Here is a 12,988-nt window from a genome sequence, read left to right on the forward strand (position 1 = left end):
GCTCTGCTCTGTCCACATCTAAAGCTTGAATCACAACCAAGCCTCAGACGGAACCCATAGCCAGCCGATTTTCAAAACGGTCTCTTACGTCCAAGCAAGTATTGATCTGCTCGGTCATTCGATGGCCGCGGCTTGAAAAAAGTGACGGATTTGACTGGAACCTCGTCCATGAAAGCGGATGCCGGGGCGACCACATTGAAGGTCAACCGGTAACCAGGGTATCTTTCCGCAAAGTCTCGAAGCATTGCGCTGCGCACGAACGAGACACATGACCGGCCCTGGAATGATTGGAACGCCATCAGAGCGTGAAACGACCCGCTTGGCACCCATATCTGAAAAAACAAGGGTATCTCTTCTAAATCCGAGGTTTGCCTTTTGTATTTTTCTTTCCGCGTCCTTACGTCCTTGAACTTGCTCTCAAAGCCGTGAGTTCCATAATTGATAAGGCCTTGCACCGTTCTTATTGACGAGGTGGCAATTGGTTCGAAGAACCATGTCCTCGGCTCGGAAGTTTCGACCGTCGGATCGATACGCCGTTGCGCAAAGTCAGACGCGAAATCCATCAAATCGCATGGTTCGCAGAATGCCCCCACCTCTAAAGCGGCGTCACTCCCCTTCTTACGAACAGATATTCGATAGAACCGTAGACCGATAGCAAATGACACCGACTCGCCCCCCCATTCCGACCCATGAAATCGAGAAAAGAAGTAAAAGTCTATATTATTGATTGTTCACAGTATTGATCCAATACCCCGTCGGGGCGGCTACTTCTCTCGAACCTGACGGCGACGGACTATATCACCCCTGCCATCTTCAATCCGATCGCAGCTACAGCCCCCCAGCTCGCGATCCCGACCAGCCGGCGCTTGACGCTCTTGCCTGGATCGGCGCTGATATCGATCGACGGAACGTGCCTCAGATAGATGTTAGCCTCCGGCGCTGCGGTGCCTTCCGGACCGGGATCAATCCCCCTCGCCTCCATCATGCGCCGGCTGAACGCCCGCCCTGCGGCGTTCTCGTCCAGCCCGGCATGGTATTTCTTCCGCAAGGGTGTCGACTCGAGCACGACCTGGCGCTCTTCATCTGAAATCGATCCGATCTGCCCGGCCGGCATGATGACCTGGACCTTCTCGACCTCGCTCGGGACGTTGTCCTCGCCGATGACGGAGATCAGCGCCTCGCCGATCTTCAACGTCGGCAATTCCTCGCGCGTCTTGAAGCCCTTGCGCGGGCGAATTGTATCGGCCGCCGCCTTGATCTTCTTCAGCGATTCCGCGGTGTGCGCGCGCATAGCATGCAGGATCCTCGTTCCGAGCTGTTCCAGGACTGCGGCCGGCACGTCCGTGGGCGATTGCGTGACGAAGAACACGCCCACGCCCTTGGATCTCACGAGACGCACAAGCCGCTCGATCTTCTGCAGCAGGTGTTTCGGTGCATCGGCGAACAGCAGATGCGCCTCGTCGAAGAAGAACACGAGCTTGGGCTTGGGCAGGTCGCCGGCTTCGGGCAATTTGCGGAAGAGCTCGGACAGCAGCCACAGCAGGAACGTGGCGTAAAGCTTCGGCGCCTCGAGCAATTGGTCGGCGTGCAGCAAGTTGATAGTGCCCCTGCCCTCTGCGTCGACAGCCATCAGGTCGAGGATATCAAACGGCGGCTCGCCGAACAGGCGATCCCCGCCTTGAGCTTCCAGCGCCAGCAAATTGCGTTGGATGGCTGCGATCGAAGCAGCGGTCACATTGCCATACTTCCGGCAGACGTCCTCCCGCTCTTCGATCATGTCGTTGAGCGACCAGCGCAGATCGTCCAGCGACAGCATGTAGGCCTGCTCGTCCTCCGATTTGCGGAACACGATATCCATCGCGCCTTCCTGCGCCTGATTGAGCCCGAGCATGCGCGCCAGCAGGCCAGCGCCCATGTCCTGCACGCTCGTCCGCACCGGCAGCCCGTGGCGGCCGAAGATGTCCCAGAAAGCGACGGGCGCAGCGGTGGCGACCCCTGAAAGGTCGCCCTTGATGTCGGCCGCGAAGACGGGAACGCCGGCGGCGCTGAATTGCTCGGCAAGGCGTTGCAGTGTGACGGTCTTGCCCGTGCCGGTGGCGCCGGTCACCAGGCCATGTCGATTGGCCAGGCGGAGCGGCAACGCGACAATTGCGCCGGCGGCAGTGCGGCCGATATCGATCCTGCTCATGATGCTGCTTCCTCCTGGACCCGCGGCGCCTCGAGCGCGCCGGAGAACGAACTGGCGTCCCAGCCGCCAGCAAAGAGCTTCTCGAACTTCGCCACCTTCGACGGGCTGGCGATGTAGGCCCGCTCCCGGCCGGACCAACGGCAATTCAGGCCGTCGCCGATCAGGCGAGCGGCCCGAGTTTTATAGCCTGTCGACGAAGGGCAGCGGACCGCGAGCATGCCTTTGGCGAAGCGAGCCTTTCCGATTGCGTAAGGCAGGTCGGTCATCTCAGCTCTCCGCCTTCGGCAGCCGGAAACCTTCCAGCCATGATGAGCCGTGGGTATTGCGCAGGTTGCGCAGCGTGCCGGTGTCGTCATATGGCGGACGGCCCATCCAGGCATCGCGAAGGACGGACTTCCATTTGCGTCCATGCTTGGCAGCATAGGCCTGCACGGCAGCAAGCTGTTCCGTTGTGAGGTGATTTTCAGATGCAAAAAGGGTATGAGCTTGGACAGCCATGCGAGGTTCCTTCCGTGAACTCGTTTCGGTGAGGCCCTGCCAGGAGCGCCAACTCTCGGCAGGGCCGTTTTGCATGGAATAGTCGCATAAATGGACGCTTTTCGCAAACGAAAAGGGCAAAAACAGCAATAAAAGCATGCGCTTAGGTCACTCAGGCAGCCTTGTCATGCGGCTGTTCAGCAGTGCCCTTGAATGTCGCCACCAGGTCGGCCTCCTCCACGATGTCGGCCTTGAACAGCGTCACGAGTGTGGCGGCGTGCGCCTCACGCTCCCTCGCTGATGCGCCCTTTGGCAAGGTCATATCCAGCACGCGGCACAGCAGCTCGAGGTCGCTTGGTTTGAAGATGCCGGCATAGGCAGCTTGGTGTTTCAGGCTCATGCACGCTCACTCACAATCACGGGCCACTGCGGCCCGGCCTCATAATGCGCAAGCTGGCGTCTGGTTGCGCACGCTGCGCTGCTGCCTCGCTCGCTCGCACAGAAGCAGGCGCGGACGCCGCGCGGCTTGCTTGCTTACGTGGGTGCTCTGCTGCCCGCACGCGCCCTGCAGAAAACGCGTTAAGGGACCGTATGAACGCCTCGCCGCCATTCGGCGAATGGTAGTCTGGATGCCAATCAAGCCCGAGGGCGCCGTCTTTGGCCTTCTGCGCGAGATAGGCTTCCGCCGGATCCACGGCGATCACCACGACGAGAGCCTGCAAGTCCTCCTTGGCCGCTTTCAGGATCTTGGCCGCCTGGTCGGCCGATATGTCGGTCTCGTCTCGTAGGTGGGCATAAAGAGCCGGGACAGCCAAACGATCGTCCAGTGCCAAGAAGGCGCTGTACCGTTGCCGGACCGCAAGGGCGCCTTTGCGTTGTGCGTCGGCGACAACTGCGATTTGCTCGGAGGAGAGCCCCTGTGACTGGTAAGACCGGATTTGAGCGTCTGTCAGCGTAGCATCAACGTGCACCGGGGCCGGCAAGGCCGCTGGCGCGGCTGCCAGCGCCAGCGAGGACCCCGCCGGCGGCATCGAGCCGGTGAGGGCGGGGCGAATGCTCCTGGCGCCCTTGCCGCGAGCGGAGAGGGCTCGCAAGGTGGCTTCGAACTGGCCAACCTCGTCGGCCATCCTGCGTTTGACGGCATTGGCGCCGACTTCCATGCCGCCTTGGCCGAAATCGTTCAGCACAGTCGACTTGGAAACACCGCGATACTTGGAGACGGCCGTCACGAAGACGTCGCCCAGATCATCGACGAGCTTCTGGACTCGAGCGCGGCCGGCGTCCGTGGTGTGATCGGGCCGCTTGCCTGGTGACTGCGACGAGACAAACTCGAGGCGCGCAATGCCCGCGCGCTCATCAGCTTTGGTCCTGTCCGTGACCCCGAGGACGACCCCAATGGAACCCAGAATGGCGGCGTCGCTCACCACGATGCGATCGGCAGCAGCAGCCAGCCAGTAGCCGCCGCTCGCGGCCATGCCGCTGACGTAGGCGGTGATGGGCTTCTGCGCGCGCGCAGCAAAGATGGCCGCCGCCAGTTCATCACAGCCCGATGCCTCTCCACCGGGGCTATCGATGTTCAGGATGATCGCGTCGACGGCTTTGTCGTCGAGCGCAGCTTGAAGATCCCGGCGCAGAATCTCGTACGACGTTGCGCCGGAAAAGGAGACCAGCAGATTGGCCCGCTTGAAAAGGGGGCCAGCAATGTTGAGGATCGCGACGTTGTCTCGAATGCCCAATCGCTCACCACGATCAGCGCGGTTCGCTCGATACGCCTCAAGGGCCTGTGGATCATGTTCACGAGCGGCGATCGTCAGCAGGTTCTCGACATGCTCGGGCAGCATTGCCCAGGGCGCCGACATTGCACTGTCATAGGCTCGCATGCGTGATCTCCTTCGGATCGCCATCTACAACCACCGCTTCCACCTCGTCGGCGAGCTCGGTCAACACTTCGCGGGCGATCCTTTTGGCCGTCTCGCCGTCGTGCGCCGTCATGTGGGGAAGTTCCGATCGCAGCCGGCCGGGAATCGACAAGACCGCTGCCTTCACGGTTGATGCGAAGGTCGTCCAGCTCTCGGTCACCTCCTCGAGCGTGAGAACCTCGCCTCGGATCTGTGCCAGCTTCAGCTTCTTGATTTCGCGGTCGACCTGTTCGGTCTCCGCTCGCTCGTCGGCAAGCAACTTTCCCGTGCTCGAGGCCTGGCCCGCCGCTTTGCTGCGAAGATCGTCAGCATACGCTTGGATCGAAGCGAGCGTTTCGAACCGCCCGCGGCCAGCCGCTCGCACGAAAACTCCACGCTGGATCCAGCGGTCGACACTGCGTCCGCCCATACCGAGAAGCACGGCAAGATCAGCAGCTGAACATGTTTCTGGGATCCATCGACCGCCTATCGGCTGGCCCTTCGACTTCGCCGCCAAAGCGGTACTCCTCAACGCCACAAACTGTGAGGAAATCTAACAGAGTTGCCACCGGAAACCAACTCTTCTGGGCATTCTCGATTGAACGACGACGTCGGCCCTTGAGAAAAACTAAATTCGGCGAATAACCGCGGGTCGCGGCGGCCGAAATTGATTCTGCCGTTGCGGCCGCGGCGAAGCTTTCAGCGGCCGCCTGGCCGAAGAATGAACCAAAGGCCGGCGTCGGCATCGGGACACCCGAACCGATCGGCGGCGCGCCAGCCGCGGAGGGATGGCACCGGGCCGTTGCCAACGTCAATCGTCACATCGGCGATGATGCTGTCGATGGCAAGGCTGACGCTGGCTGGAAGCGCGCTGTCGGCTCGGCCGGCCGGTAGTCTGAAATAACGACCCCCGAAGAATTGGCGGCCGGCCTTCGGGCCGGCGCCGCACGGCCCCTCAACCCCGTTGGAGTAGCTATCGTGAAGAATCCATTTTCGAAATCCAGTCCTATTTCAAAGATCGAAGCAGATATCGCGCAGAAGGAAGCCGCGCGCGGCGAACTGACGAAAAAGCAGTCCCTCGTCGACAAGGCGCTCGAGGAGCACAAGACCGCGATGCGCGCATTTGTGCGCGATAATCCGTCACTCGACCCGCCGGCGGAGCTCCGCCACTCGGTCGCGATTGCCCGCGACCACCTCGAGGCGATAGTCGAGAGCATCGCCGAGGGGGATCAGCAGTTGGTCGACCTTCGCACCGCACTGGCCGCCACGCGCGACCAGGACACGCGTGACGAGGCAGCCCGGGCCGACGAGGCGCTCGCGGACTTCGTCGACAAGGAAGTCGCTCCCGAGCTCGCCAAGGCCGCTGCTATCTTCGGCAAGGCGTGCGCTGCCTTCATGGCGAGGGTGCCCGAGGGGTTGAACGTCGTCGAGGCCCGATCATGGTCACGCGAGCAGCATCATCCGCTTCGGCACCATGACCATTTCATCCCGGCTGAGCTGCTCCGGGCGATCGTTGCCGAGAACCTCTTCGCCGCCGCGCCCGACCTCTTCGAACACCGGAGCTCGGTGTTCGGTCGCGACCAGGTTCTCGCCCGGATGTTCGGGCTCGATCGCCAGATCCCGGAAATGAGATCTGACGGAACGCCGCCGGCGGCCATTCGGGATCCTGCGACAGTGCTGTTGTCGGACCGGCTTCGCGCCCGGGCTGCTGCCAAGCGCGCGGGCCAGCCTACCGCGGTCGACTCCGACCCCGCGCCGGCGGCAGCCCCCGAGCCTGACATTGCGGCGGACGTCGAGGTTTTCGCCACACGCGACTTTGCCTTCGTCGAGAACGCAAGCGGTCGTCATCACATTTGCCAGCGACGGTGGGTGCACCTCGTGCCGTCGCTCGTCGCTGATGCGGCCGTCGACCAGGATGTCGCGCTGCGCACGGACACGCCAGAAGGGCAGGACGCCTTCGATGCCGAGAAGCAATACAGAAAAAACAGCATGTCGATCCCAGAATCCGGCCTCGGCCTGGCGGATTGTTTCGACCTTGGCGACGTGCTCGGCCTGGTAGAGGATCCCGGCGAGGACCTGGCCGCGGCGGAGTGAAGGCGAGTGGCGCGGCTTCGGCCGCGCCACCCGTTATTTTCCCTTTTTTTCGGGGTTCGGTGTTGGCCGAGGTTGGGGGCGAGGCTCCGGCTTGTGAACTTTGGCTCCCTCGAAGTTGCCCTGTCGGCTACCGGACGAAGACCCATCGCTTTTCTTGCCGGTATCTGTTTTCCTTGGCTGTGAATAGATTTGATGGTGTGTATGCATGAATAACAATCCCCTCTCGCAAAAACTGCAAACAGCCCAAGAGGACAGCCTAAAGGAAATCCTGCGTCAAGCTGAAGCTCATCTGGATGCACAGATGTTATCCGCGATCGCAGCGGATCAGCGGGCGTACACCTTTGCCGGATTAGCTTCGGCGGCTGCAGTGGTTCTAATCAGTGGGGCTTACGGTCTCGCCAGCGCGGAGCCGCCAAACGCTCCTCTCGCAATAGTGGCATCTACAGTCGCAGCGGTACTTATCGGCGCTTCGTGGTCGGCTGTTCATTCAGGTCGCTCTGTCGATTTCGGGTTTTCGGGCAGTCAACCTGGAAACTGGGAGGACGACATTTCGATCAAAAAACCTTGGGAGGCGTCACTTGCGGAGCAATGCGAGCACTATGACGAGCTAATCGTTCAGAATCGAACAGTCATGGCTGCAAACAGCCAGCTATTCAACAATGCCACCGACGCCGCACTGAAGGGCCTATTTCTCGGCGGAGTTGCGTTCGTTGGTTGGCTGCTTAATTCGCTTTTTTGAGCACAATCCGTCGAGCAGATCAGCGCAAGCTTTCGCTCGCGTGGCTTCGAAGCAGAACCAGCGCTCCGCCGTCGATCGCAATTCGATGTGGAAAGCGGGGACAGCGGCGCGCGCTGGTCGCGCTGCCCGGACGATCATGCTTTTATGAGACATTCCACATGCTGCCCGATCGTGGGCTCTCGGAAGGACACGCGGCGGCGGCCGTGCAGTTCATTTCGGGGGCGCCGCCGAGTTCCCGAAGCGAGGGACAGGGAATGCCAGGTGTCTTAATCAAGCCCCGCGAAGCGGCCGCTATGCTGGCGATTTCAATTCGCCAACTAACAGATCTGACCATGGCGGGAGAGATTCCCTTCGTAAACGTCGGCCGGTGGTCGAGAGTGTCGCGTCGCTACCATCTCAGCGACATTGAGGCTTTCATGGAAGCTCGGAAGACTAGGGTCACGCCATACACCAAGCCGTTTGGTAGCTACGCGTACAAGAGGTCAGCAGAAATCGATCGTGACCGGCGCGACGCGGAGCAGAGCGCTCGAGCACTGGCATGTTGGAACGCGGCCGTGGCCGCGCGCGAAGAGCGCGCCCGGGCCAAACAGGCGATGCATGAAAGAGCTGCAGAAAGGCGTCGGCTTCATGCTGAAGGGGTCGCCGCGCGGAAAGCCGAGCGCCTGAAAAAGAAGGCTAAAGCGGCCAAGCCAGCTATTTGATGCGTGACGTTTATCGCCGCCGCCGAGCGGCAATGTATTTGTCCATTGCATCGTCCGGGGCGCACGGCGTGCATACCGTCACGCCCGAAGAGAGCGTTTTGCCGTCATATCGATGCGGACCAAATTGGAACCACTGGCTGCATGCCGGGCAGCGCCGAAAGACCTTGCCGTCTCTCATTTCCATGTCCGGCATTGTCAACCTCCCCAAGCGTTATGAGGAAGTGCGCCATGAGTCGGCGATCGCGCGCAAGTTCCTCATCTTACGGCGGGCGCGCCTTTAATTGAGTTCGATCGAGATGATGCTCTCACCTCGCATTTTGAAACGATAGAAGGTGAGCGGATCGCCGTGGCTGCAAGTTCCGAAAATTACATCGGCGTTATCCGGCAACTGCGCGATCGCGTCCCTGAGGTCGCCGACGGTCAATCGGCCGGTGCTGCTGCCCGATATCATCCCGCCTGATGCAATGTGCTCTCGATTATAGTTCTTTTCTTCGGCCATTTCGATTTCCGTCCCTACATCTCGTTGTTTTGGATCATGCCGGCTTCCCCGCCTGGCAACAGAGTGGCAGGCGGCAACACTTTCTTGAGCCTCACACCCGGCCCGCCCTCGACGCAATCGCCATCGCCCAGAAAGACCACGCCGGCGGCCTCAAGGGCGAGGCACAGCACTTGCAAGGTGGCGCTTCGCGGCTCGGAGCCGCCACCTTCGAACACCCGGATGGTGGCTACGCCAATTGATGCAGCGTCCGCTAGCTGCTGCTGCGACCAACCGACGAGCGCGCGGGCAGCGCGACATTGTTGCGGCGTCATGATTTTTCGTCCCCCATTATTTTGAGCAGAACTATATGAAACATATTGACACGAAGTGAATGACGCCGCAACTTCGCTTGCACGCCAACAATCCCTGTTGTCGATCCCGTAGGGGGGAATATCATGTCGAACTCGTTTCGGGCAGCCGCCGAAGGCATGCCAAAAATCAGCCGCCGCTCCGTAATGGGCGGAATTGCCGCGATTCCTGCCGCGCTGGCTCCGGCGGCGGCGTTTGCGTCTTCGGAGGGACCGGACATCGACCCGAGCCCGCGGCGCGCGGCGACCGAACTCGATCCCCTGTTAGGCTTGATCGAGCGCTACCGAGCCGCGTGCGCTGCTTACCAATGCGGATCTCGCGGCAACCGTGACGACGAGGCGCTGGATGCACTTGCGGATGTCACCTACTTTCCGCCGATGCGCGATATTGAAGAATGGACGCAGCCTGCTGTGTCACGCGAAGGAGCCAGCGCCGCGCTGCGGCTTGTTCTCACTGAGATCGGGGACTTTCCGCCGTCCGGCATGCTTCCGCCGCTCCTCAATGCCGCCCTGGCCTATCTCGAAGCGGAGGCGTGAACATGTCCAAACTCACTCGCCGCACCTTACTCGGCGCATTGGCCGCCATTCCAGCCGCCGCAGGCCCAGGACGCGCGCGAAGTGCTGCGGACGCTCCATCGGTTGTCCAAGAACTGATCGACGCCCACCGCGCCGCCAGGGCGTCGCTGACCGCGGCGACTGTCCTATACGACGAGGCGTTCGAAAAACTGGCGAAAGCTGGCGGCGCTCCAACTTGGCGGGTCGTGCAGGAGGATGCGAGCGACGCGGAATGGGAAGCATTCCAGGCGCTTCGCGATTACCGGCCGGTCGACATGGGCGAGGTAGCCGCAAAGGCGCGCTACCTGCTCTCGACGATAGAGGTCGACGAAGAAGGCGTGCGGATAGCCGACAATGCGATCGAATTGCTGCGATCGCTCGCCGTCTGACGATCCGCCCGCCGTCGAAATGCGCGGGCCTGCAAGGATTCCACGGCGCCGGAGGCGGCGGGCACTGAGCGCGCCGCCATTTTCGGACAAAAGCCGGACAAATCCCGGACTTTTCCGGGACAAACACCGGACAGGCGCTTTTCTAAGGCACGACCCCGAAGTCGGAGTGCGCCCGCCGCATCTGAGCGTCGACGGCCGAGGCTGCCGCCGAAGCGGCAGCACCAATTTGGTGAAGTAGCCCGAGCAACGAGTTCGCCTTGGCGGTAGCGGCGTCGATCGAGGAGGGGTCAACCGTGGGCGAAACCGTCGTCGAGTTGACCTTTTCCATGCCCGCAATCATCTTGTCGAATGGGTTCGGCGGATTAAGGGTGTTCGCGATGCCGCCGGCCCTCTGCGGGCTAACGAACATCTTGCCGTAGAGGCTGTTGTCTCGCTCGTGTTCATCGGAATGCGATGGACCCCCGTAGAGCCTATTCTCGGCGAGGCGTCGCTTGATCCCCGCCATGTTTTTTCCGTTGCGTTGGCGCTCCCATTCGGTCTGGAACCATCCGCCTTGGGCGAGGTTCATCGAACCGGCAGCCAGGCCGGCGAGTGACCCCAATCCCAACATTGAAAGCCAGCCGCCACCCTTCTTGGCAGCAGCAGCACCACCTACGCCGCCGCCTTGCGCAATCGCGGCGGCCGTCAGAGCGGCAGCCGCTTCGTTCAAGGCGGCACCGGCGGTGATCAGGCCGTATATGCCGGCCGCGACCTTCCACGTGCCGTAGGCGGCCACGCCGGCACCCAGCACGCCCATGCCGCCAAGGACTCGAGGGTCGCCCTTGGCGACCATCTCAGCGAAGGAGTTGATAGTACCGGCCAGCGAGTTGAGAGCCGGCACGATCACCGGCATGACGGTTTCGCCGACGGAGGCAGACAGGTTTCGAAGCGACTCCTGAAAGCCGCGATAGGCGACGATTGGATCCTCGGCGGCTGCCCTTTCCGCCGCCTCAGTTCCCATGCCGCGATTGTAGAGGCCGACCAGGCGCTCGATCTGGGGCATCTGGGTGATCAGCCGCGTCAGCAACCCGGTGGCGCTGGAATTGCGTGACAGGCCCGACACAGCCTTGGCCACGGCCGTATCGTTGTTAATGTCGACACCGTCCTGCTTCAGGGCGGGCACAAGGTACTTTTTCACCCAAGCGTAGGGATTAGTGCCGAACAGGTCGGAGTCGACCAAATTGCCCTTACCCTCTCCGGAGCGCAGGCCCATTCGCTTCTGCTCGGCTAGGTTCGGTTTGCTGGCATTGTCACTGGCCCCGATCACGAAGGACTTGTAGGCCATGGCGAGCGCGGTGCCGGCGCCGTCGGCGCCCATGTCCTGGATCATTGCCGGAGCGACCGTGGCAAGGAATTCGGGACTTAGCCCGGGACCGGCAATCCGCGAGCGCCTCGCAAGTGACCAAACTGATCCAACGTCGAAGTCCTGGCCTTCGATCTGCGAAGCTTTGATGAATGCGTCGATGAGGTTGTTGACGTTCTGCACGCCTTCCGCGCCGTTCGAATTGGTGCCGAGGTTGTCGAGCCCCTTCATCAGGCCCATAAGGCTGCTTGTGGCCGCTTCGATCCCATTCGCCGATTGCAGGGTGACGAACCCCTGCACCATCCGGTCGAGCACTTCCATGCCACGTTCGGTCGAGCCCATCGTGTTGCGCGCGGTCCGCGCCATTTCCATGATGTCGGTGATGTTGACCGACGGGTACTTCTGCGAGAGCTGCTGCGAACGATCGAAGATCTGACCCTGCTCGCCCTGCGGGATGCCGGCCATCCGCTGCCGGAAGTACTCCCGCTGGCGCTCGGCCGAGGCAGCGATCGCCTCGCGGCCGAGCACGCCGGTCATGTAGACCCCAGTGTAGCCGCCGAGCATCACATAGGCTGGCCGCAGTGCCTTCTGGATGCCGCGGCTGATCCGGTTGGCCTCGCGCTCGGTCTCCCGCATCCCGGCGCGGACCTGGGCGAACTGCCCAAGTGTCGCGGTCTTCCATGCCGATATTTCGGACTTCTTCAGCGCCGCGGTCAGGCCGCGACCGGCCATGTCTTTCTGCAGATTGTCCCACGACCGGCGAACGACATCGATCTCTCGGGCGCCGAGCGCCATCTTCTCGAGTTGACGCTGGAAATTCTGCCCCCATTGGGCAGACGACAGGCGTTTGGCAGCCCTCTCGATCGAGGACATCGCGCCCTCGACCTTCTTGGCCTCGCCAAGACCCATCGCCTGCACGACGAGCTGTAAGCGACCAACCAACGTGCGTGCCATATCAAAACTCCGGCTCGAGATAAATTCGACTTCATGCTATCAGACATCGTCCTAAGATTCACCGTATTGGTGGGACGAAAGTTCGCATTGTGGAGGAAGTGTTGGCGCGTCGTGCGAATTCTATCGAAAAAATCAGAAGGAATCGCCTCGCGCGCGTAGCACGAAGGCATGCGGTCAACGAGACGCCGCCGACACGCAAGGTAGTCGAAGCGCCACCGCTCCAGCCGACCATGGCGGCGCTCGTCGACGACACGGCTGACGCCGAAATCAAATACCGGCACTACCACGACGCGCCAGCGTCTAAGCCGCTCGGGAAGGGCAAGCGCTTTCACACCGACAGGTACAAGGCGCCCTGGCCGCTCTTGAGTTGGTCGAACGCAAAGTGCGCCTATGTCGGGTACCTCACCGGGCGAGGCTACACGTCGCGCGAGATCGAAAGGATCCTGAATGACGGCACAAGCAAGGATACAATTCGCGGACAATGGCGGCGATGGGGCCTTCCTCTCCCGGAGGCGAAGGGGCAGCGATGTTCAATCATGCCCGTGGCGCTAGGCTTCGGCCCGCGAACGAAGCTCACGAAGAGAGCGAAGCAAGTCGGGATCGCGCCTGACGAATTCCTGCGCCGCATCATAGTGTCCGTGCTCGACGACGACCTCTATCAGGCCGTTGTCGACGATCGCTTCGATCCGAAGCCGGTGACGGGCAGGTGATGAACCAGCGGCCTTTCGTTCAGTCTCGCTCATGGACGTGCGGTTGCCAGATACGATGCCTGCGCCTGGCTCTTCAACATTTGCCGGCGACCGCC

16 protein-coding genes are annotated in these 12,988 nt (G+C 61.6%); 6 read left to right on the top strand and 10 right to left on the bottom strand.

Features of this window, described 5'->3' with window-relative positions; translation table 11 throughout:
- Positions 1-793: 793 nt before the first annotated feature.
- The 7 genes from NKK47_RS28895 to NKK47_RS28925 all read right to left on the bottom strand — a co-directional run bounded on the left by NKK47_RS28895 (position 794) and on the right by NKK47_RS28925 (position 5,309).
- Positions 794-2,188, bottom strand: coding sequence for a helicase HerA-like domain-containing protein (locus tag NKK47_RS28895; RefSeq protein WP_352579169.1), 1,395 nt, complete (start codon positions 2,186-2,188; stop codon positions 794-796).
- Positions 2,185-2,454, bottom strand: coding sequence for a hypothetical protein (locus NKK47_RS28900; RefSeq protein ID WP_352579170.1), 270 nt, complete (start codon positions 2,452-2,454; stop codon positions 2,185-2,187). The genes NKK47_RS28895 and NKK47_RS28900 overlap by 4 nt, the downstream gene beginning before the upstream one ends.
- Before the next feature lies 1 nt (position 2,455).
- On the bottom strand, positions 2,456-2,824 hold the full coding sequence (locus tag NKK47_RS28905; protein ID WP_352579171.1) for a hypothetical protein: 369 nt from the start codon (positions 2,822-2,824) through the stop codon (positions 2,456-2,458).
- A gap of 13 nt (positions 2,825-2,837) precedes the next feature.
- A complete protein-coding gene (locus tag NKK47_RS28910) occupies positions 2,838-3,065 on the bottom strand; it encodes a hypothetical protein (RefSeq protein WP_352579172.1) in 228 nt (75 codons plus the stop codon).
- 16 nt (positions 3,066-3,081) lie between these two features.
- Positions 3,082-4,545 carry a S49 family peptidase gene (locus NKK47_RS28915; protein WP_352579173.1) on the bottom strand — a complete coding sequence of 488 codons (1,464 nt, stop codon included), beginning with the start codon at positions 4,543-4,545 and terminating at the stop codon, positions 3,082-3,084.
- Complete coding sequence (locus NKK47_RS28920) at positions 4,532-4,843, bottom strand: hypothetical protein (protein ID WP_352579174.1); 312 nt, start codon at positions 4,841-4,843, stop codon at positions 4,532-4,534. The genes NKK47_RS28915 and NKK47_RS28920 overlap by 14 nt, the downstream gene beginning before the upstream one ends.
- A 169-nt stretch (positions 4,844-5,012) precedes the next feature.
- Entirely contained in the window at positions 5,013-5,309 is a 297-nt protein-coding gene (locus tag NKK47_RS28925) for a hypothetical protein (protein ID WP_352579175.1), read from the bottom strand.
- Between the two features lie 172 nt (positions 5,310-5,481).
- Between NKK47_RS28925 and NKK47_RS28930 the strand changes: the two genes are divergently transcribed.
- The 3 genes from NKK47_RS28930 (at position 5,482) to NKK47_RS28940 (ending at position 8,097) form a co-directional block, all read left to right on the top strand.
- Complete coding sequence (locus NKK47_RS28930) at positions 5,482-6,657, top strand: hypothetical protein (protein ID WP_352579176.1); 1,176 nt, start codon at positions 5,482-5,484, stop codon at positions 6,655-6,657.
- A gap of 205 nt (positions 6,658-6,862) precedes the next feature.
- Complete coding sequence (locus NKK47_RS28935; RefSeq protein WP_352579177.1) at positions 6,863-7,396, top strand: hypothetical protein; 534 nt, start codon at positions 6,863-6,865, stop codon at positions 7,394-7,396.
- Between the two features lie 158 nt (positions 7,397-7,554).
- The gene (locus tag NKK47_RS28940) at positions 7,555-8,097 is read left to right on the top strand and encodes a helix-turn-helix domain-containing protein (protein WP_352579178.1); all 543 of its coding nucleotides are present in this window, start codon (positions 7,555-7,557) and stop codon (positions 8,095-8,097) included.
- Between the two features lie 277 nt (positions 8,098-8,374).
- On the opposite strand, the gene NKK47_RS28945 is transcribed toward NKK47_RS28940, so the two are convergent.
- Positions 8,375-8,596, bottom strand: a complete 222-nt coding sequence (locus tag NKK47_RS28945; RefSeq protein ID WP_352579179.1) for a hypothetical protein — start codon at positions 8,594-8,596, stop codon at positions 8,375-8,377.
- 14 nt (positions 8,597-8,610) lie between these two features.
- Positions 8,611-8,907 carry a helix-turn-helix domain-containing protein gene (locus NKK47_RS28950; RefSeq protein WP_352579180.1) on the bottom strand — a complete coding sequence of 99 codons (297 nt, stop codon included), beginning with the start codon at positions 8,905-8,907 and terminating at the stop codon, positions 8,611-8,613.
- 123 nt (positions 8,908-9,030) lie between these two features.
- Between NKK47_RS28950 and NKK47_RS28955 the strand changes: the two genes are divergently transcribed.
- Both NKK47_RS28955 and NKK47_RS28960 read left to right on the top strand, forming a co-directional pair.
- On the top strand, positions 9,031-9,480 hold the full coding sequence (locus NKK47_RS28955; protein WP_352579181.1) for a hypothetical protein: 450 nt from the start codon (positions 9,031-9,033) through the stop codon (positions 9,478-9,480).
- 2 nt (positions 9,481-9,482) lie between these two features.
- Positions 9,483-9,887, top strand: coding sequence for a hypothetical protein (locus NKK47_RS28960; RefSeq protein WP_352579182.1), 405 nt, complete (start codon positions 9,483-9,485; stop codon positions 9,885-9,887).
- Between the two features lie 142 nt (positions 9,888-10,029).
- Here NKK47_RS28960 and NKK47_RS28965 read toward each other — a convergent pair whose 3' ends face one another.
- Positions 10,030-12,183, bottom strand: a complete 2,154-nt coding sequence (locus NKK47_RS28965) for a hypothetical protein (protein WP_352579183.1) — start codon at positions 12,181-12,183, stop codon at positions 10,030-10,032.
- A 230-nt stretch (positions 12,184-12,413) separates the two neighbouring features.
- Here NKK47_RS28965 and NKK47_RS28970 point away from each other — a divergent pair, with 230 nt between their 5' ends.
- Positions 12,414-12,893, top strand: coding sequence for a hypothetical protein (locus NKK47_RS28970; protein WP_352579184.1), 480 nt, complete (start codon positions 12,414-12,416; stop codon positions 12,891-12,893).
- The last annotated feature ends 95 nt before the right edge of the window (positions 12,894-12,988 follow it).

Origin of the sequence: Mesorhizobium sp. M0019 (genome assembly GCF_040323975.1) — a bacterium.
Classification (GTDB): Bacteria; Pseudomonadota; Alphaproteobacteria; order Rhizobiales; family Rhizobiaceae; genus Mesorhizobium.